Origin of the sequence: Maribellus comscasis (assembly GCF_009762775.1) — a bacterium.
GTDB classification, from domain to species: Bacteria; Bacteroidota; Bacteroidia; order Bacteroidales; family Prolixibacteraceae; genus Draconibacterium; species Draconibacterium comscasis.
The window spans coordinates 701,094-720,739 of record NZ_CP046401.1; the positions used below are offsets into that span (position 1 = coordinate 701,094).

17 protein-coding genes are annotated in these 19,646 nt (G+C 38.0%); 9 read left to right on the top strand and 8 right to left on the bottom strand.

From position 1 onward, the window contains the following. Nucleotides 1-137: 137 nt before the first annotated feature. On the top strand, nt 138-1,313 hold the full coding sequence (locus tag GM418_RS02800) for an ATP-binding protein (RefSeq protein WP_158862932.1): 1,176 nt from the start codon (nt 138-140) through the stop codon (nt 1,311-1,313). A gap of 50 nt (nt 1,314-1,363) precedes the next feature. Beyond that, nucleotides 1,364-4,918, top strand: coding sequence for a pyruvate:ferredoxin (flavodoxin) oxidoreductase (gene nifJ, locus GM418_RS02805; protein WP_158862934.1), 3,555 nt, complete (start codon nt 1,364-1,366; stop codon nt 4,916-4,918). A 54-nt stretch (nt 4,919-4,972) separates the two neighbouring features. Here the strand turns inward: nifJ and GM418_RS02810 are convergent, their stop codons facing one another. The 5 genes from GM418_RS02810 to GM418_RS02830 form a co-directional block, all read right to left on the bottom strand. Continuing rightward, the gene (locus GM418_RS02810) at nt 4,973-5,770 is read right to left on the bottom strand and encodes a penicillin-binding transpeptidase domain-containing protein (RefSeq protein WP_158862936.1); all 798 of its coding nucleotides are present in this window, start codon (nt 5,768-5,770) and stop codon (nt 4,973-4,975) included. A 39-nt stretch (nt 5,771-5,809) separates the two neighbouring features. After that, entirely contained in the window at nt 5,810-6,253 is a 444-nt protein-coding gene (locus tag GM418_RS02815) for a GNAT family N-acetyltransferase (RefSeq protein WP_158862938.1), read from the bottom strand. 135 nt (nt 6,254-6,388) lie between these two features. Further along, nucleotides 6,389-7,615: an alpha/beta hydrolase-fold protein gene (locus GM418_RS02820; RefSeq protein ID WP_158862940.1), complete on the bottom strand. Its 1,227-nt coding sequence runs from the start codon at nt 7,613-7,615 to the stop codon at nt 6,389-6,391. A 64-nt stretch (nt 7,616-7,679) separates the two neighbouring features. After that, nucleotides 7,680-8,720, bottom strand: a complete 1,041-nt coding sequence (locus GM418_RS02825; RefSeq protein WP_158862942.1) for a M56 family metallopeptidase — start codon at nt 8,718-8,720, stop codon at nt 7,680-7,682. Beyond that, nucleotides 8,717-9,088, bottom strand: coding sequence for a BlaI/MecI/CopY family transcriptional regulator (locus tag GM418_RS02830; RefSeq protein ID WP_158862944.1), 372 nt, complete (start codon nt 9,086-9,088; stop codon nt 8,717-8,719). Before GM418_RS02830 ends, GM418_RS02825 begins: the two co-directional genes overlap by 4 nt. 168 nt (nt 9,089-9,256) lie before the next feature. Between GM418_RS02830 and GM418_RS02835 the strand changes: the two genes are divergently transcribed. Beyond that, nucleotides 9,257-10,261, top strand: a complete 1,005-nt coding sequence (locus GM418_RS02835) for an SMP-30/gluconolactonase/LRE family protein (RefSeq protein WP_158862946.1) — start codon at nt 9,257-9,259, stop codon at nt 10,259-10,261. Nucleotides 10,262-10,502: 241 nt separating this feature from the next. Here GM418_RS02835 and GM418_RS02840 read toward each other — a convergent pair whose 3' ends face one another. Next, entirely contained in the window at nt 10,503-12,065 is a 1,563-nt protein-coding gene (locus GM418_RS02840) for an ADP-ribosylglycohydrolase family protein (protein WP_158862948.1), read from the bottom strand. A gap of 71 nt (nt 12,066-12,136) precedes the next feature. Further along, nucleotides 12,137-12,913, bottom strand: a complete 777-nt coding sequence (mazG, locus tag GM418_RS02845) for a nucleoside triphosphate pyrophosphohydrolase (RefSeq protein ID WP_158862950.1) — start codon at nt 12,911-12,913, stop codon at nt 12,137-12,139. Between the two features lie 122 nt (nt 12,914-13,035). On the opposite strand from mazG, the gene GM418_RS02850 reads away from it, so the two are divergent. The 4 genes from GM418_RS02850 (at nt 13,036) to GM418_RS02865 (ending at nt 14,508) form a co-directional block, all read left to right on the top strand. Further along, the gene (locus GM418_RS02850) at nt 13,036-13,185 is read left to right on the top strand and encodes a PspC domain-containing protein (protein WP_158862952.1); all 150 of its coding nucleotides are present in this window, start codon (nt 13,036-13,038) and stop codon (nt 13,183-13,185) included. Between the two features lie 169 nt (nt 13,186-13,354). Next, nucleotides 13,355-13,561: a DUF3098 domain-containing protein gene (locus GM418_RS32030; RefSeq protein WP_158862954.1), complete on the top strand. Its 207-nt coding sequence runs from the start codon at nt 13,355-13,357 to the stop codon at nt 13,559-13,561. Further along, nucleotides 13,558-14,136 (top strand): RNA polymerase sigma factor, encoded by a 579-nt coding sequence (locus tag GM418_RS02860; RefSeq protein WP_158862956.1) that lies wholly within the window; start codon nt 13,558-13,560, stop codon nt 14,134-14,136. The genes GM418_RS32030 and GM418_RS02860 overlap by 4 nt, the downstream gene beginning before the upstream one ends. Before the next feature lie 3 nt (nt 14,137-14,139). Then, on the top strand, nt 14,140-14,508 hold the full coding sequence (locus GM418_RS02865) for a hypothetical protein (protein WP_158862958.1): 369 nt from the start codon (nt 14,140-14,142) through the stop codon (nt 14,506-14,508). A gap of 64 nt (nt 14,509-14,572) precedes the next feature. On the opposite strand, the gene GM418_RS02870 is transcribed toward GM418_RS02865, so the two are convergent. Further along, nucleotides 14,573-17,563 carry a glycosyltransferase family 117 protein gene (locus tag GM418_RS02870; RefSeq protein WP_158862960.1) on the bottom strand — a complete coding sequence of 997 codons (2,991 nt, stop codon included), beginning with the start codon at nt 17,561-17,563 and terminating at the stop codon, nt 14,573-14,575. 87 nt (nt 17,564-17,650) lie between these two features. Here GM418_RS02870 and GM418_RS02875 point away from each other — a divergent pair, with 87 nt between their 5' ends. Both GM418_RS02875 and GM418_RS02880 read left to right on the top strand, forming a co-directional pair. Then, the gene (locus GM418_RS02875; RefSeq protein WP_246222812.1) at nt 17,651-18,652 is read left to right on the top strand and encodes a PhoH family protein; all 1,002 of its coding nucleotides are present in this window, start codon (nt 17,651-17,653) and stop codon (nt 18,650-18,652) included. Between the two features lie 33 nt (nt 18,653-18,685). Then, nucleotides 18,686-19,636 (top strand): phosphoribosylaminoimidazolesuccinocarboxamide synthase, encoded by a 951-nt coding sequence (locus GM418_RS02880; protein ID WP_158862962.1) that lies wholly within the window; start codon nt 18,686-18,688, stop codon nt 19,634-19,636. Nucleotides 19,637-19,646: the final 10 nt, after the last annotated feature.

Consider the following 19,646-nt stretch of genomic DNA (forward strand, 5'->3'; position numbering starts at 1 on the left):
AAAATCAACAACTGGTTTACTATTTTCAAAATCAGATTATTTTTACTAGTTATAAATTGCAGCAATTTTGTATTTTTGCTATATACAGATTACAATACCAATAAAAATTGAAGTATTTTTGCCTAAAATTTTAACACTTGGAATATTTTCAACATACACATAAATCATTACTGGAAAGCTCTAAAAAGACGATTAAAAGAGAGCTGGCAAATAACATTGAATGGAGCAACCGGTTGATAGCTATAAAAGGTTTTAGAGGGGTTGGTAAAACCACTTTTCTTCTTGATTACCTAAAAAAATATTTCGCGGATGATAATTCGGCGCTTTATATCAACCTTAATAACTTTTATTTTACAAAACGAAAAATCAGTTCGTTTGCCGATGAATTTACCAAAAGAGGAGGAAAAATTCTCTTGCTTGATCAAATTCAAAAGTACCCGGAGTGGTCGTCCGATTTAAGAAAGTGTATTGATGATATACCTGACTTAAAAATTATTTTTACAAGCTCACCTGTATTAAGAATTGCAGAAGGTAATCCGGATTTAAACGGGATAGCAAAAATTTACCATTTGGAAGGTTTATCATTTCGGGAGTATCTAAACTACCAAACCGGGAGCAATTTTCATTTTTATTCACTTGCTGAGATTGTTGACCACCACGTTGAAATTGCAAAGGAAATTGTAACACAGGTAAGACCTCTGGCTTATTTTGACGACTATTTAAAAAACGGCTATTTCCCATATTCAATTGACAACCCCAATTTTTACATGAATACGCTTCTTAAAAACGTTAATCTGGCGCTGGAAATTGACGTCCCGTATATTAACCAGATTGAACTGAAATATTTACCAAAACTTAGAAAACTGTTGCATATCATAGCCGCAGAAACTCCATTTACACCGAATGTTAGTAAATTGGCATCCGCCGTAAAAACATCAAGGGCTACAATAATGAATTACCTTAAGTATTTAAAAAATGCAAAGCTGATTCAATTATTATATTCAAACGGAGACGATGACCAGATGAAAAAGCCGGATATGGTATACATGCACAATACAAATCTCTTGTATGCCATTTCACCGGACAATACAGATAATTTGAATTTAAGGCATACGTTCTTTTACAACCAGGTGGGATATAACTACAAATTAAAAAGTTCGGCAAAGGGAGATTTCTGCATCAATGGCAAATATCATTTTATTGTCGGAGGAAGAAAGTTAGAACCTACTTCCGATGTATACGCAGCATCTGATGTAATTGAGATTGGAGAAGGTAAAAAAATTCCCTTGTGGCTTTTTGGCTTTTTATATTGAAATAAACAAATAAATTAATATATCAATTAGAAGAATAAATCAACTTAAAAATGGCGAAACAAAAAAAATTCATCACATGTGACGGGAACTATGCAGCAGCATATATGAGTTACATGTTTAGCGAGGTAGCATGTATCTACCCCATCACGCCCTCGTCAACTATGGCAGAATATGTCGACGAGTGGGCGGCATTTGGAAAGAAAAATATGTTTGGACGCCCGGTGCGTTTAGCAGAAATGCAGAGTGAAGGTGGTGCTGCCGGTGCGGTTCACGGAGCACTTCAGTCGGGAGCATTGACTTCAACATATACAGCTTCTCAGGGATTATTGCTGATGATTCCGAACATGTACAAAATAGCCGGGGAATTATTACCAACTGTTTTCCATGTCAGTGCCCGTGCCCTTGCTGGTCATGCCCTTTCTATTTTTGGCGACCACAGTGATATTTACGCTGCCCGCCAAACCGGTTTTGCAATGATTGCTGCAGGCTCTGTTCAGGAAGAAATGGACTTAGCCGGCGTTGCTCACCTGTCTACAATAAAATCAAGAGTTCCTTTTCTGGCTTTCTTTGATGGTTTCAGAACTTCTCACGAAATCCAAAAAATCGAAGCCATTGAAATGGAAGATATGATTCCACTTGTTGATCAGGATGCATTACAGGAATTTCGCAATCGTGCGCTGAATCCTGAAAACCCGGTTACCCGCGGTACCGCGCAAAACCCTGACATCTTCTTTCAGGCCAAAGAATCGGCAAATAAATATTACGACGCCGTTCCTGACATTGTAGCTGACTACATGAAAGAGGTTAGTAAAATTACAGGAAGAGAATACAAACCATTCACCTATTATGGTGATCCTGAAGCTGAAAATATTATCATTGCAATGGGCTCGGTTACTGAAACCATTCGCGAAACAATCGATTATTTGACAGCCCAGGGTAAAAAGGTAGGTTTGGTTGTTGTTCATTTGTTCCGTCCTTTCTCAGCAAAATATTTTATGGATGCACTGCCAAAAACAGTAAAAAGAATTGCTGTTCTTGATCGTGCAAAAGAACCGGGAGCAGGCGGAGAACCGTTGTTCCTCGACATCAGATCTCATTTCTTCGGGAAAGAAAACGCACCGGTAATAGTTGGTGGTCGTTATGGTTTAGGTTCAAAAGATACTACACCATCACAAATTCTTTCTGTTTATGAAAACCTTGAAATGAACGAACCCAAAGGTGATTTCACTATTGGTATTGTTGACGATGTTACCTTCAAATCGCTTCCTTTAAAACCAGAAATCAACATGACACCCAAAGGTACTTACCAGGCCAAATTTTATGGTCTGGGTTCTGACGGTACAGTGGGTGCAAATAAAAACTCAATCAAAATCATTGGTGATGCTACAGATAAATCCTGCCAGGGTTATTTCCAGTACGACTCGAAAAAATCAGGCGGTTTTACATGTTCACACCTTCGCTTCGGGGATAAACCAATCCGATCAACTTACCTTGTAACCACTCCTGACTTTGTTGCATGTCACGTTTCTGCTTACATCAATCTTTACGATGTATTAAAAGGACTGAAAAAAGGCGGTTCTTTCCTTCTAAACTCAATCTGGGATGAAGAAGAAACTAAAGAACGTCTGCCCAATGCAATGAAAAAATACCTGGCCGAAAATGAAATTAATTTTTATATCATAAACGGTACAAAATTAGGTGAAGAAATTGGTTTGGGTACTCGCACCAACACCATTATGCAATCCGCTTTCTTTAGAATTACAGAAGTAATTCCTTACGAAATGGCAGTAGATGAAATGAAAAAAGCCATTGTTAAATCGTATGGTAAAAAAGGCGAGCATATTGTAAACATGAACTACGCTGCTGTTGAAGCAGGTGGCAAAAATGTGGTAAAAGTTGAGGTGCCGGTTGAATGGAAAGATATTGAAGTTGCTGAGAACACAAACGGTGAATCAAAACGTCCGGAATACATCGCCAAAGTTGTTGACGTAATCAACGGACAACGAGGCGACGATCTTCCTGTTTCAACATTTGAAGGAGCAGAAGACGGAACATTCCCGATGGGAACAGCTGCATATGAAAAACGTGGAATAGCAGTTAATGTTCCCGAATGGCAAGCTGAAAACTGTATTCAGTGTAACCAGTGTGCTTATGTTTGTCCTCATGCAGCAATTCGTCCCTTCCTCTTAACAGAAGAAGAAACTGAAGCTGCTCCGGCAGGAACAGAGGTAAGGACTGCAACTCCGGCCAAAATGTTCAACGGACTAAACTTCCGCATTCAGGTAACCGTACTCGATTGTACTGGTTGCGGGAACTGTGCAGACGTTTGTCCATCAAAAGAAAAAGCACTGATTATGAAACCACTGGATACTCAACGTGGTGAAATAGAACGTTGGGATTACATGGTTGATAAAGTCTCTCTGAAAGAAAAAGTAGTTGACAAAACAAAATCAGTCAAAAATTCACAATTTGCACAACCTTTATTTGAATTCTCCGGTGCTTGTGCCGGTTGTGGCGAAACTCCTTATGTAAAACTAATCACTCAGTTATACGGAGAGAGAATGATGGTGGCCAACGCAACAGGTTGTTCTTCCATTTATGGTGGTTCTGCTCCTTCAACTCCGTACTGCAAGCACAAAGATTCAGGACACGGACCGGCTTGGGCCAACTCACTATTCGAGGACAATGCTGAATACGGTTTTGGTTTTGCTGAAGGTGTTCAGGCACAACGTGACCGTATTGAAGTGATTATGCAAACTGCTTTGGGTAACGGAGCCAGTGATGCAGAGAAAGAGGTATTCGCTGAGTGGATTGCCAACAAAGAAAATGCTAACGGTTCAGTTGTTGCATCTAAAAAAGTGTTGGAAGTTATTGAAGGCGGCAAAAGCGAATACGCTAAAGAAATTACCAAATTAAAACAATACCTGGTCAAAAAATCAGTTTGGGTATTTGGTGGCGACGGATGGGCGTATGACATTGGTTATGGTGGTCTCGACCATGTTATGGCAAGTGGACAGGATATCAATGTTTTGGTAATGGACACCGAGGTATACTCAAATACAGGTGGGCAGTCATCAAAAGCAACACCGGTTGGAGCTGTCGCTAAATTTGCTGCATCAGGTAAAAAAATACGTAAAAAAGACCTTGGCGCAATGATGATGTCCTACGGATATGTTTATGTTGCTCAGGTGGCTATGGGAGCGAACCAGGCACAATATTTCAAAGCTTTAAAAGAAGCAGAGGCTTATCCGGGACCGTCAATCATAATTGCATACTCTCCGTGTATTAACCACGGTTTACGAGGCAGCATGGGACGCAGCCAGGATGAAGAGAAAAAAGCAGTTACTTCAGGATACTGGCACTTGTTCCGTTATAATCCGCTTCTGGAGGAAGAAGGTAAAAATCCTTTCCAGTTGGATTCAAAAGAACCTGAATGGAGCAAATTCCAGGAATTCCTGAATGGTGAAGTTCGGTATACTTCGTTGAAAAAATCGTTCCCTGCTGAAGCTGATGAACTGTTTACAGCAGCAGAAGATAATGCAAAATGGCGATATAATTCATATAAACGATTAGCAGCCATGGATTTTTCAAAAGCTGAAGAATAAAATCATGCTCTTATAAAAACAAAACCGTTCTGTCTCTCGGCTGAACGGTTTTTTTTATTCCAGAATATTCATCTGTTGCAGAATAGTTCTGGTAATCTCTTTTCTACATCTGCCAAAATCAGGATTTAGCGTTTCTCTGTCTTTTATAAGCCTGGTGGCAAAAAAATAAACATTATTTTCCCTTTCAACATAACCAACCCACCAGCCGGTATCTTTCCCTCCGTCTCTTGTCCATCCGGTTTTTGCTCTCAAAATATAAGAGTCGGTCTTTTCTTCCATCATCATCTCTTTAAGTGTTTTGAAAGATTTTTTTGAAAACGGCAGTGACTCCTCATAAATGCTAACCAATACTTCGATTTGATTTACCGGAGAAATGCCAAGATGCCCAAAGTTCCAGAAATCGTCGTCATCAACGGAAAGGTCTGCATTTCCATAGTTACAGTTGCTTAAATATTCTTTGTATTTCTTTTTCCCGACCTTTTTTGACAACTCCAGATAAACCCAAACCGCCGACAATTTATAAGCTTCTTTCAAACTCATATCCCGGTAAATATCCGGACGGTAACCATACTTTAAGGTGTCGGGATCGCCGGGCCATTTAATAATATCGTTTTCACATTTAACAAGTCTCTCTTCCAAAAGGATAAGCGAATTTAAAATTTTAAAAGTTGAAGCAGGCAGTGTTTGAAAATGACTGTCATTTATGTCACTTGAAATCCATTTGTGCCCATTATAATCGTAAATGGTTATGCTGCCTTCAACGTTACAGTCTTTAAAAGGTTGCATCAAATCATTCTGGCTACAAACTAAAAAAGACAGAAAACAAAAAAAGACAAACAATATAACTTTCATCTGTTGAAATTATAAATTCAGCAAAACTCTTTTACAGTCCTAAATCATCAGGTAATCACAGTTTAATTCCACATCGTCAACAACAGCACCCAACTTTTTATAAAAACCAATGGCACTCTTATTCCACTTCGACACCTGCCAGTGTACTCTTTTACAATTTTCCTGCTTTGCTTTTTGAATAACTGAATTGATTAGTTTTTGTCCTAATCCGTTACCCCTATATTCCGGTTTCACATACAAATCATCCATATAAACCGATTTGCCAATCCATGTAAAATAAGCAAAAAACCAGGTAGCGTATCCGGCAATAGTTCCCGAAGCTGTCTCGACCACAAAACCGTTCAAAAATTCAGCTTCCTTTTCCATTTCAGCAACAGAATTAACCATTCTCTCAGGCGTTTGCTGAAATGTTGCAAACTCTTTAAACATCTCAATTAAATCCGAATAATCACTTTTCCTGACAGGTCGTATTTTAAACTCCATCGATATGCATTTAAAAACTAAATTTCGAAAATAACTAAATTCAAACAATAAAACATTTTATTGTTTGCCGTTTGCTGCGGGCAACTGAGGAAAATCATTTCCTTCAAAGACGGCAGAAATTCGAAACCGGTATTTCTACTTTTTTAATTGCTCAATTTTCTTTTTAAAAGCAATATCCCCGCTTAATTCATACGCTTTTCGCAGGCTCTCCTCAGCACGTTTAGAATCGTTTTGTGAAATATAAAAATCGGCCATGGAATCAAAGGCATTCACGCTCCAGGGGTAATATTTCACCTGCAGCCCGAAAAATAGTTTTGCCTTCTCTGGTTGTCCCGTTTGCAGAAACATATATCCTCCCATATTTAACATCTCTTCATCGGCTGGTGGAACCGGATATCCAAAATGTTTGCTCAAAACTTCAGCGCGTTCAGTTATGTGTTTTTCCAATACCTCAGGCAATGTTTCCGGATTGTTGTATACATTAGCGTCTTTTAACTGATACCAGTCGAAGAGCCACCTCATTCCTTCAAGTATCGAAGGCAGCGGTACTGTAGCATGAATATCATCAGGATAATATTTCCACAAAAAATTTAAATGGTTATTCTCTTTTACCTGTTCAGCTGCTTTTATAAACAGCAATTTGGAACGGGAAACCAATGAGCTTTCCGAATTGTTTCCCAATACCTCTTCAATTGTTGCATTTTCATTTTCCCTGTCGAGTGGGCTGGCCAGGCTGACAAAAAGAGATTTGCCGGCAAAACCCTGCGTCTTTAATCTTGTAATCGCCTCGTTCATAAATTTTTGATTATCCCAATCCAAACTCGGGTCAATGGCAATATAGTTTCTAAAAGACTGTGGATGGTTTACCAGCATATTTATGGTAAACAATCCGCCGTACGAATGCCCGATAAGCGTTCGGTAATTTGTAACCGGGTATTTTCGCTCCACAAAAGGAATCAGTTCTTTTTCCATAAATTCAGCAAAGTGTTTTGCTCCTCCGCTTTTCATATTTGGATTTCCTATATCGGAAGTTGTCAAGTCTCTTGTACGATTGTATTGATTGGATACACCCACCAAAATCATTTTAGGCAAATAATTTCCCCAGTAATATTCATAAACTGCAACCAGTGCACTCAACTGAACACCTCCGTCAAGAATATATACCACAGGATATTTCAGGTTTGGATTAAGCTTGCCGCCATTCGGCAAATGCACCCAAATATCCCGGTTCTCGTCAAGAATTTCAGAATAAACGCTGTCTTTAATGCCAATTTTATAGAGATAGCCTTTATCTGCATTTTGTGCCAAAATACGATTACAAAGAAAAGTAAGCAAAACAAGAATTATTGTATAAAATTTCATGTCAACAGATTTTAATGGTTAAGAATTGTAAAAACTATTTAAATCGAAAAACAGAAGAATTCATTCATTCTTCTGAAATTGGCTCAAGGTAGGCAGGTAATTTATACACTGATTTTTTCTGCGCTTTGTTCATCCTGTTGTAAATGTCCATCAGACTGTCGTACCGGGCTTTTGTCTCAATGGGTACAATAATACTCTTTTTCAGATCTTCGTCATCCATAGTTCCCGTTCGAAGAACTTCTTCCATATTGGCTGTCGAGCGCCAGTAATTTAACATTTCCTCTCCGGATACTCCCGGATTATCAGAGCAGGCAATCAAAATCAAAATAAATAAGGGAATAACCATGCTCTGTTTAATGCTGTGAATTTTCTCCTTCTGTTTTCGCATCATCTTTAGTCGCTTTTTAGTGACCGAGAAATTAAAACCACAGGACAACGGAGTTTTGGAAGCATCAAGATAGTCAATTAACAGACCTTGATAATATTTTATATTATTGTGTGAGTGAACCACCGAATTATCAGCCAAAAACTCATGATTAAGTTGCATCGCCCGTTTATATATTATCAACATCGGATTTACCCAAATAAAATTTTTCACCAGTTCAATAAAAAAAATATCGATGGTATGAAGCTGGGTTACATGAGCCAACTCATGTTTTAATATTTCGGGAGGAAGAGAATCGTATTGCTCTCTCCGGATAAAAATATATTTTAGAAATGAATACGGAGTTATTTTTTGATCGGTCAGAACCACTACGGCATGTTCAAACGTCAGTCTCTCATGTTTTCTGATTTTCCGGATAAAATCAAAAATATGAACTCCAAACCGCAAAAAAAACAGGCTGGTAACTATCCAGTAAATTAATACCAGAAGCGAAACCTGATGATTATAATTTGTAGGGATATAAACCGGCATTTCGTTAATCATCTGTTTCACTTCTCTCGACGCGCCGAAAGAAACAAGAGGCACAATTAATGAAAACAATAAGCCGCCAAGCAAATAAAACCGGTTAAAGTTGTATGACTTTTCTTTTTCAAGAAGAAGTTTATAAAAGCCCAGAATAAAAGCCAATGCCAGGCTAAATCTTAAGACATATAAAATCATTTCTTTTCATTGTTTAATTTATCATCAATCATATTCCGCAATTCCAACAACTCTTCTCTGCTCAATGTCATGTTATTGGTAAAAAAAGAAGCAAACCGTGCAGATGACCCCTGGAAAAATGTTTTAATCATATTTTGAAGATACGACGATGAGTAATCCTTTTTTTTGAGAATCGGATAATATTCTCTTGAGTTTCCATTCAGGTTGTAACCAATTGCACCTTTATTGCTTAGCCGTTTTAGTATAGTTGCCAGTGTTGTCGCCGCCGGCTTTGGTTCCGGATAAGCATCCAACAGATCTTTCATGTATACTTTTTCAAACTGCCAGATAAAATTCATCAACTGTTCTTCTTTTTGAGATAATTTCATAATACAGAATTCTAAAAACCAAGAATTGATTCTACAAATATAGAACAAGTTTTTAATTCTACAAATATAGAACGGATTTGTTTTACTCGTCACAAAATCAATTCATGGCAGCTTTAAATAAAATCTTCTTTCTGTTGGCCAATTTTTGTACCTTCGGATAAAATCAGAATGATGAAAAAATTTTTACTCCTCTTTGTTTTCCTTTGGAATTTCACTTTGGGATACACTCAAAATAATAAGAATGATGTCGCACTAATCGTAAACAATCCTGATTTACTAAAAATTATTCCCAACCAACTGGAAGTGGAAATCCTTGGAAATAATTTTGAATGGGCCGAAGGTCCATTATGGCTGGCAGAACAGCAAAAATTGCTATTTTCTGACATCCCCTCAAATGTGGTTTATGAATGGACAGAGGACGGCGGTGTTAAAACTTATTTGAAGCCAGCGGGTTATACCGGCACAAAACCAAGGGAGGGTGAACCAGGATCCAACGGATTGCTGCTCAGCCCAAATGGAGAGCTGGTTCTTTGTCAGCATGGAGACCGGCAAATTGCCAAAATGAACTCTGACCTAAAGAATCCAAAACCCGATTTTATTCCACTTGCCAATAGTTACAAAGGCAAAAAATTAAACAGCCCCAACGATGCGGTTTTTCATAAAAACGGAGAACTATATTTTACCGATCCTCCCTATGGATTGGAGCTTTTGACTGATGATCCTAAAAAAGAACTGGATTTTCAGGGAGTGTACAAAACCGATAAAAACGGAAATACAATATTGCTCACCAAAGAACTGTCGAGACCAAACGGAATTGCATTTTCAAACGACTGTAAAAAGTTGTATGTGGCAAACTCCGATCCGGAAAATGCAATCTGGATGGTTTATGATGTGGATAAAAATGGTGGTTTGACAAATGGTAAAATATTCTTTGATGTTACCGATCAAGATACAGCAGAAAATGGAAACCCTGATGGATTAAAAGTGCATAAAAACGGATGGATTTTTGCAACCGGCCCTAAAGGAGTGTGGATTTTCACCCCGGAAGGAAAACATCTTGGAACTATTGTAACAGGAGAGAAAACAGCAAATTGTACTTTCAACGAAGATTATTCAGTGCTGTTTTTAACGGCCGATGATTATTTGCTGCAGATAAAACTCAAAACCAATTAGCATGGCCTGGCTTCTGTTTGTTTTCAGTTATATTGCATTCTGTTTTCTTCTGTACACATTAATCAATCTTAAAAAGTTGGGAATAAAAATTTACCATGCCCGCGTAATTGTTGAGTTGTTGTTTTGTGTTGGGTTTGCTGTTGCAGGATTTATTTTTTTGAAATAAACCAGGTAAACCGGTTTATCTAAAAAGCCATTCAATGATTTTTGTTTTTCACATTCTGCTAAAAAGATAAAAACCTCAATTCGTTTTCCACGTATTTTCTATTTTGACGGAAGAATACACCAGTAAATCGTTTACATTAACAGCGTAGCCGTCAACAGGATTTTTCAGGCTAATTTTCACCACATGTTTTCCTTCCGGCAACTGGTATTTCCAGGCTACTTCGTGCCGGCGTTTTGCAAAGCCGGTCGGCATCAGGAAACTTTCACTTTCCCCTCCATCAATGCTCATTTCGAGTTCTAAATTCAGGTCTTCATGTTCATTTTGTTTTTGCGCTGAACCTGTTAAAACAAAACCATTTCCTGTAAATTCCACTTCAAACTCCGAATTGTCTTTGGTCAGGCGCTCTCCGATTCCATTTCTTTCAACCGGAAAATGATTTTCAAAACCAACTTCCAAAGCTACCGCTTGAATTTCCTGAACTGCCAAAGTGATATTTTCTCCTTCAACTTTGCCTCCATTTTCAGAAATAACCTGCAAGGCATGTTTTAAACCGATTTCATACACATCGTTTAACGACATTGTGGTGTATTTGAAATCCATACTCTCCACAGGATAAACTCCTCTTTTCCAAAACTCCGGGATTTCAGAATAGCCAAGCATTGTTCCCAGTATTCCACCTGCACTCGCAGGATTACAATCTGAATCCTGTCCGCAACGCGTTGATATTTCCAGTGTTTTTGAGTAGTCGCCTTCGCCATAAAGCAAACCAATAATAATATAGGCTGCATTTATTTTGGCATCAATATTAAAATTTCGAAAAACTCCGTCAGGACAACCAATATCAGCCGACCATTTCCGTTCAACCTCAAACCAGGTCTGTTTCCAGTCGTTCGGATATTCATTGTGCCATTGAATAACATCGTGTATACATTGATAAAACTGAGATTCTTCAGGAATAGCTTTTAAGGCCTCAGTTACAATATAGTTCACATCGTTTGAAACAAAAGCCAGCGAATACATGCCAGCTACATATACACCTCCGTACCAACCATCGCCGTAATTCATAATGTGCCCCACTTTATCGCAAATCTCTGAAGCGGTATTTACCATTCCCGGTGCCATTAATCCGGCAAAATCGGCTTCTATCTGAAAATCTATATCATCGGCATGCGGATTATTTTGCCAATAACCCGACTCAGGTGGCATTATCCCGTTAAGAATATTGTAACGGGCTGCCTGATTTGCATGCCAAAGTCGGTAATCAGCATGGGCAAACGCAAGTGCATGAGAAGCAGCCGGCGCATCCAATCCCTCTTTTTCAAAAACATCTACAAATGTGAGATCCATATAAACATCGTCGTATAAACCCGGAGAATTTTTATAATACCACAAGCAACGATTTTCATCCCATGGAATGGGCTGGTAATCGTTAATCATGGTGCCATTGTACCGAAACTCAGTTGGTCCGCCAAAGGTGCAACCAATTACCTGCCCGGCCCAACCGCCTTTAATTTTATCCTGAAGTTCTGCTTTTGTAAGCGTGTTTTTTAGCTGCCCGTTTAATTCAGATTCAGACTCTCCGGATGTTGTACAAGCTGCAAAAAATAAAGTCAAAACAAAAAAAATAAAGTTTTTCATCGTATAAGATTTTAGTTAGCTTTCAAAACAATTCCGGAACCCGAAGTAAAACTACAAACTGCTACTCATCATTATTCACTCTTTTTTGCTTCCTCCCAAATCGCATCCATTTCCGCCAAACTCATGTCGTGCAGTTTTTTTCCTTTTAGTAAAGTTTCGCTTTCCAGATAATTAAAACGTTTTATAAACTTCAGATTGGTACGCTCCAATGCAGCCTCCGGGTCAACACCGTAGAGTCTGGCGGCGTTTACCATTGCAAAAAACAAATCTCCAAATTCCGCTTCTATTTTATCTTTATCCACTTTTTCAATCTCAAAACTCAACTCATTCACCTCTTCTTTTACTTTCTCCCAAACCTGTTCCTTATATTCCCAATCGAAACCCACACCACTGGCTTTTTCCTGAATCCGGTTGGCTTTTACCAGCGCAGGCATCGCTGCGGGCACACCTTCCAACACACGTTTATTTCCCCCTTTTTCTTTCAATTTCAAAGCCTCCCAGTTTTCCTCAACTTTTCGCGCAGAACCTTCAACATCAACTTCTCCAAAAACATGCGGATGGCGATAAATCAACTTTTTATTAATTCCCTGAAGTACGTCGCCAATATCAAAAGCTCCTTTTTCTGAACCAATTTTAGCATAAAAAACAATATGCAACATCAAATCACCCAATTCCTTTTTTATTTCCTGTAAATCATTTTTCAAAATGGCTTCCGCCAATTCGTAGGTTTCTTCAATGGTATTTTTTCGTAACGACTCCAGTGTTTGCTTCCGATCCCACGGGCATTTTTCCCGCAGTTCGTCCATAATATCCAGCAATTCTTTAAAAGCTTCTATCTTTTTTTCCATTACTTACAGTTAATTTCCTTCGAAATTAATGATTCCACAAAAAAATAATGAAAAAGCAAAAACAAAATCACCTACACTTAATTTAATTTTATATTTGTAATAAACTTAAAAATTCTTCAGTTATGATTTTAGGTGTTTCTGAATGGCTAAGCGAAAAATTAGGATGGAAAGTAACTACTATACGTATTGCATTTGTAGTAGGAGTTTTAATTTTTGGCGCAGGATTAGGTTTGTATTTAATATTATGGATAGTGAAAATGTTTTCTAAATAATTATTCTTAAAACCATAAAAAAGCAAACTGACAACAAATAAGTTACAGAAGAAACAAGTCTTTTGAATTTTCCATATTCTCTTAATTTCTTTAAAAACCCGCGTTTTTTATTGAACCTTTTCAAATTTGCGTGTACAACTGTTTAAATGCAAAAACAGCAACACTAAATATGGAAATATTTAACAGGAAAAAGGCGATCTTTTTAATTCTCATTTTAGTAATATTATTTGCCGGTTATCTTTTAATGGCAGGCCCCAAACCCGATCCGGCAAATCTTTCGCATGAAATATACAGCTTCAGAAGGATTACTCTGGCGCCGGTAATCATTCTGCTGTCGTACGGAGGAATTATTTTCATAATTTTAAAACGGAAATGATTTTTATAAAACGAAACACAGGCGATTTTACTGACGAGGCGCTGATGAGATTTATTGGCGCTGGTGATCGTGCAGCTTTCGACGAACTTTATAATCGTTACCATAATCGTTTATTCTATTATTTCTATCGAATGTTGGGTAACTGTGAAGAAACGACAAACGATTTTTTACAGGATATTTTTCTTAAAATAATTGATAAACCTCAACTTTTCAATCCGGATTATTCGTTTAAAAAATGGATTTTTTCGGTGGCGCACAACATGTGTAAAAATGAATACCGAAAACGCGAAAACCGCAAAACAATATTACAGGACATTATTCCTGAAAACATAAAAGATGAAATAAATCCCGATAAGGAAGATAAAAGTCGTTGGATTGAGATTGCATTTCGCGAGATGGAAGGGCTTTCCGAAAAATCAAGAGAAATACTTGTGTTGAAATACCGCGAAAACTTTAGTCTGGATGAAATATCAGAAATCCTTTCTCTTCCGAAAGGAACAGTAAAATCGAGGCTTTTTTATGCGCGAAATGAATTGGCCAAACTTGTGAAACAAATCCAAAACATGGAGGATTAAAAAATGAAAAACGAATTGACAGATAATTATTTAAGCAAAGCATTTCAAAACGACAAATTGGACTGCAACCCCGATCCGGCGGTTAAATCACGGCTCGATTACACCTTTATGCTTAAAGAAAGCCAAAATAAAATTCGCCAAAATTCATTTTTGGGTTTATTTGCATGGATTTTTTCCGGGAAGAACCTCACCTTAAAAGCAGCTTTTATTTCGCTGCTTGTGCTTTTTTCTATTTTCAATTTTCAGCAAAAGCCCGGGAATTTTGAATCTCCGGTTGTTGACTCTGCTTCCGTATTAACGATTCCGTTTAACATTGACTCTGTTACAAATAAACCCTTCAAAAGCGACACCTGTTCATTCCCCGGAATATAGCAGTTTCTGATTTTCAGAAAAATAACATTTTGCCAGCTACCTAAAATATTCAGAAAAGCCGGACTCACAGACCTTTGTTAAAAACCATTGCCAGACTTTCAAAATTCTTTCCTGCATTTGGAAATTCTTTGTCCAGTTTTTGTTGCCCGATGATATGCAAAAGCTGCTGATAATAAAACATATCGGTCACAATATCAGTCTTTAAACGGTCGCGTTGATTTGCTTCAAATTGCACATAATAGTTTAAGTTCTCCTCTACCGAGTACACAAAATCTTCCAGATAATTGATCCCGTCTTCCTTTAAACCTGCTTCAAACAACAAATTGGCAAGCTGCAATGAATAGCTGTTGTAATGAAACACCTGTGTTGGAAATAATAAAATACTTTTGTGTAAAACTTCACAAGCCTTTTCTTTTTGTCCTTCTTCGAGGAGGGATTTGGCCAGTGAATTAAATACATTTTGCAACTGAAATACACCCGCATTATAAACCGTAAAATAATCGATATTTACATCTGGCTTATCTATATTCCCCCAGGCAAAATCATTCATCAGTTGGGTGTATAAACGCCCGGTATTGGCAGGTGGATTTTCCAAAATACTCTTTACTTTATTTTTCACCGGAACCAATTGATAAACCAAACCAACCTGATGCAGATAATTTAAAAGTCCGTGATTTTGCGCTTCCAGCTTCGAAACAAAACAGATGGGACGCGATATGGCGTTTGAAACCACGATATCCCAAAATGCCAATTCATGTTTATACAACACCTCCCTGTTTTTTAACGAAACGGGAATTGTTCCGGTTTTACCTTGAGCAGAAACATTAAAATATAAATCAACGGCCGGTATAAAACTTAACGAATCGCCATTCCGGGTTTGAAGTTTTGTCCCCTCAGCATCGCTGGAAACAAACTTCAAAACCTCTAAAAAATCCACTTTTTTCTGAATTTTATGCTGAACTGAAACATAATCCAATTTTCCCTCGTCAATCTTTTTCTGGGGAAGATTCATTTTCAAACCGTCACTTCTGTTTTTTTGCATTTTCAACTGATTGATAAACCAGTTAGCACTTACAAAAGGCATAACAACAATCCGAACATCGGGTCTGATTTCTTCAACTTCCTGACAATACAAAAGCGGATACGTATCGTTGTCTCCACTCGTGAACAAAATTGCATTCCCGGGACAGGAGTTTAATATATTGGCTGCAAAATCACGTGCAGCATAACGGTTCGAGCGATCGTGATCATTAAAATTCTGCGAAAATAACAGAGCAGGACTGCCAAAAAAAACAATTATAAAAAGGAGTACTGTTGTTATTTTAGATGACAATTTCCCGGGTAACCATTCTGCAATTGCCATAAAACCAAAACCAATCCAAATACTAAAAACCATAAAACTACCAACAAAAACATAATCGCGTTCACGGGGAACAAGCGGAATTTCATTTATATAAACTACCAGGCCCAAACCGGCCAATAAAAACAACGACAAAATACTGTAAAACATCACCTTGTTTTTTTTGTAAAAAAACACAGCTCCTAAAATTCCAAATAAAAACGGAATAAAAAAGTAGGTATTTCTGGCCCGGTTATTCCTCATCCACTCCGGTTGGTTATCCTGCGGGCCTAAACGCAACTGGTCAATCGGTTTTATCCCTGAAATCCAGTTTCCCCTGGTTGGTTCTCCCCTCCCCTGGATATCATTTTGGCGCCCCACAAAATTCCACATCAAATACCTCCAGAACATATGCCCGGCCTGAAAACGAACAAAAAACACCAGCTGTTCGCCCAGGCTTGGAACCGTCAACACTTCCGATTTTCCGTCCCTGTTCTGTACCCGAACTTTTTTCCCCGTAATATTCACCCAGCTTTTATATGCTTCTTCATGACCGGGCGAGTTGCTGTACATCCGTGGAAAAAAAGTACAGGTTTCAGGTGCATAAATATATGCAGAAGGAAGGTCGCGTTCAACATATCGCTGCCCGTCAAAATCTTTCGTTTTTCGCTCATCTACTCCGATTACAGGTGAATTAAAATTTTCGCCATACAGAAGTGGCCTTTTCGGATATTGTTCCCGGTTTAAATAATCAATCAAAGAAAAAATATTATCGGGTTCGCCAAAATTTACAGGCGGACCTGCCTGCGATCGAATCAGATTTACTGCATAAACTGAAAAGCCCGACAAAACAAGTGTCACCGAGAAAATAGCAAGCGAAACGTTTACGCTTCCCTTTTTTTGAAAAAAACGGATACCCAATGCTGATGCACCCCCCCAGGTTAAAACAGCAAAAATCAGCCCCGAATTTAAAGGCAGATGTAAATTGTTGATAAAAATGATTTCTGACACCGATAAAAACCACATGGTTGCCGGAACTAAAATATAAAGCACCGACAACAATAAAATGCAGCCCAAAACAAACGACAACAAAATATTTTTAACAGAAACTTTATATGATTTCAGAAAAACAATCATTGTTATCGATGGAATTATAAGCAAATTCAACAAATGTACGCCCAGCCCCAGACCGACCAAAATGGCAATAAACAAAAGCCAGTGGTTATTTTCCGGCTCTCCAAAACCGGCTTCCCATTTTAAAGCAGCCCAAAAACCGGCCGAAAGAAAAAACATGGAAAGTGCATAAACCTCACCCTCTACTGCAGAAAACCAAAACGAATCGGTAAAAGCAAATGTGAGCGAACCGATTATGCCGCAACCAATAACTAAAAAAGCATTATTACTCATTTTCTTCGCCATAAAAACTATAATTTGGAAAAGAAAAAAAACAGTTCCAGCACTAAAAAGTCCTGACATCAAATTAATTGACCAGGCTATTTTCTGTGGATTGCCAAATGACAAAAACGTAAAGACTCTGCCTAAAAGGACAAACAAAGGTGCCCCCGACGGATGGTTTACTTCCAGCTTATTCGCTGAAAGAATAAATTCACTGCAATCCCAAAAACTGGTTGTCGGCTCAAGTGTTATATAATAAGTGAGAAACGATAAAATAAAAACGGCAATGCCGGAGATATAAAATAATGATTTAAATTTCATTTTTCTTCAACAGTACACTTTACTGCAGAAAAGTTCAAATTCATCGAAAAGTAATTATTTTTGTAAAGCATCAAAAAGAACAAATTATTGGAAAAACAAATCTATCTTGAAGGGATTGACCCGTTGGAGTTTTACGGGATCAACAATGTGAAAATAAACCTTATAAAAAAACTTTTCCCAAAAATAAATATTGCCGCACGTGGCAACTCTCTCTTTGTTCAGGGTGAAGAAAAAGAGATAAAACAGTTTGAGAAAAAATTTGCACTGCTTCTCAACCACTTTTTTCAATACAATATTTTAACGGAAGAAATTATTCTGGAAATCCTTGCATCCGGCGTATCAGCTTTTGAAGAAAACGGAACATCGGAGAAAGACATCATTGTTTTTGGAAATTCAGGAAAACCCATTCGGGCGAGAACTCCCAACCAGCGAATTCTGGTAGAGGAAAGTGAAGAAAATGATTTAATTTTCGCCATCGGTCCGGCAGGAACAGGAAAAACATATACGGCTATCGGCCTGGCTGTAAAAGCGCTAAAAAATAAACAAATAAAAAAGATAATTCTCAGCCGACCTGCTGTGGAAGCAGGAGAAAACCTGGGGTTCCTTCCCGGTGATTTAAAAGAGAAAATTGATCCGTACTTACAACCGCTCTACGATGCGTTGCAGGATATGATTCCACCCAAAAAGCTCGAAGAATTTATGAAAGACGGAACCATCCAGATTGCTCCGCTGGCGTTTATGCGGGGTCGAACTCTAAGCAACGCCTTTGTTATTCTGGACGAAGCACAAAACACTACGATAAACCAGCTAAAAATGTTCCTTACAAGGATGGGCCTGAACGCCAAATTTATCATTACAGGAGACGTAACCCAAATTGATTTGCCCAGAAAAAGTCATTCGGGACTACTACATGCATTAAAAATTCTGAGAAAAATTAAGTCAATTTCAATTATTGAGTTTAACAAAAAAGATATAGTAAGGCACAAACTGGTTCGCGATATTGTAGATGCCTATGACAAACATGCTGAAGAAGCAGAAAATAAAAAAGAAAAAGCCAGGGCAAATAGCGACAAGAACAAAGAAAAATAATCAACGTTATATCAGTAACAAAAAAATAATAATATGAGCAACGCATTAACAAAAACAGATTTCAATTTTCCGGGACAAAAAAATGTTTACCACGGAAAAGTTAGAGATGTTTATAATATCAAAGACGACTTTTTAGTAATGGTAGTTTCCGACCGTATTTCAGCATTTGATGTAGTTTTGCCCAAAGGTATTCCGTTTAAAGGACAGGTTTTAAACCAGATTGCAGAAAAATTTCTGGATGCTACATCCGACATCGTTCCGAACTGGAAAATTGCATCGCCGGACCCAAATGTAACTGTTGGCCATTTTTGCGAACCTTATAAAGTTGAAATGGTTATTCGTGGCTATCTCACAGGTCATGCTTGGCGTGAATACCGCGACGGGAAACGTTCATTGTGTGGTGTACCAATGCCGGATGGAATGGTTGAAAACCAAAAGTTTGAGGAGCCAATATTGACTCCAACCACCAAAGCAGACGAAGGTCACGATGAAGATATTTCGCGCGATGAAATTATAGAGCAGGGATTGGTTGATAAAGCTGAATACGAAATGCTGGAAGATTACACCCGGAAATTGTTTCAGCGAGGAACTGAAATTGCAGCAGAAAAGGGATTGATACTCGTGGATACAAAATATGAATTTGGTAAAAAAGACGGTAAAATTTACCTCATCGACGAAATTCATACTCCCGATTCTTCACGCTATTTTTATGCTGAAGGTTACGAAGAAAGACTTGCCAAAGGAGAAAAACAAAAACAACTTTCGAAAGAATTTGTGCGCCAGTGGTTAATTGAAAATGGGTTCCAGGGAAAAGAAGGACAAACCATTCCTGACATGTCAGAAGAATTTGTAAACTCGGTTTCTGAGCGTTACATCGAACTTTTTGAAAACATCACAGGTGATACATTTCAAAAATCGGACACTGCAAAAATCAACGACAGAATTGAAGTTGCGGTGAATAAATTCTTAAAAGAAGAAGCTTAATTATATTCAA

Bases quoted from the DNA above. Each gene is read 5' to 3' on its own strand.
- nifJ (WP_158862934.1), top strand. From the start codon at position 1,364: ATGGCGAAACAAAAAAAATTCATCACATGTGACGGGAACTATGCAGCA.
- GM418_RS02810 (WP_158862936.1), bottom strand. From the start codon at position 5,770: ATGAAAGTTATATTGTTTGTCTTTTTTTGTTTTCTGTCTTTTTTAGTT.
- GM418_RS02815 (WP_158862938.1), bottom strand. From the start codon at position 6,253: ATGGAGTTTAAAATACGACCTGTCAGGAAAAGTGATTATTCGGATTTA.
- GM418_RS02820 (WP_158862940.1), bottom strand. From the start codon at position 7,615: ATGAAATTTTATACAATAATTCTTGTTTTGCTTACTTTTCTTTGTAAT.
- GM418_RS02825 (WP_158862942.1), bottom strand. From the start codon at position 8,720: ATGATTTTATATGTCTTAAGATTTAGCCTGGCATTGGCTTTTATTCTG.
- GM418_RS02830 (WP_158862944.1), bottom strand. From the start codon at position 9,088: ATGAAATTATCTCAAAAAGAAGAACAGTTGATGAATTTTATCTGGCAG.
- GM418_RS02835 (WP_158862946.1), top strand. From the start codon at position 9,257: ATGATGAAAAAATTTTTACTCCTCTTTGTTTTCCTTTGGAATTTCACT.
- GM418_RS02840 (WP_158862948.1), bottom strand. From the start codon at position 12,065: ATGAAAAACTTTATTTTTTTTGTTTTGACTTTATTTTTTGCAGCTTGT.
- mazG (WP_158862950.1), bottom strand. From the start codon at position 12,913: ATGGAAAAAAAGATAGAAGCTTTTAAAGAATTGCTGGATATTATGGAC.
- GM418_RS02850 (WP_158862952.1), top strand. From the start codon at position 13,036: ATGATTTTAGGTGTTTCTGAATGGCTAAGCGAAAAATTAGGATGGAAA.
- GM418_RS32030 (WP_158862954.1), top strand. From the start codon at position 13,355: ATGGAAATATTTAACAGGAAAAAGGCGATCTTTTTAATTCTCATTTTA.
- GM418_RS02860 (WP_158862956.1), top strand. From the start codon at position 13,558: ATGATTTTTATAAAACGAAACACAGGCGATTTTACTGACGAGGCGCTG.
- GM418_RS02865 (WP_158862958.1), top strand. From the start codon at position 14,140: ATGAAAAACGAATTGACAGATAATTATTTAAGCAAAGCATTTCAAAAC.
- GM418_RS02870 (WP_158862960.1), bottom strand. From the start codon at position 17,563: ATGAAATTTAAATCATTATTTTATATCTCCGGCATTGCCGTTTTTATT.
- GM418_RS02880 (WP_158862962.1), top strand. From the start codon at position 18,686: ATGAGCAACGCATTAACAAAAACAGATTTCAATTTTCCGGGACAAAAA.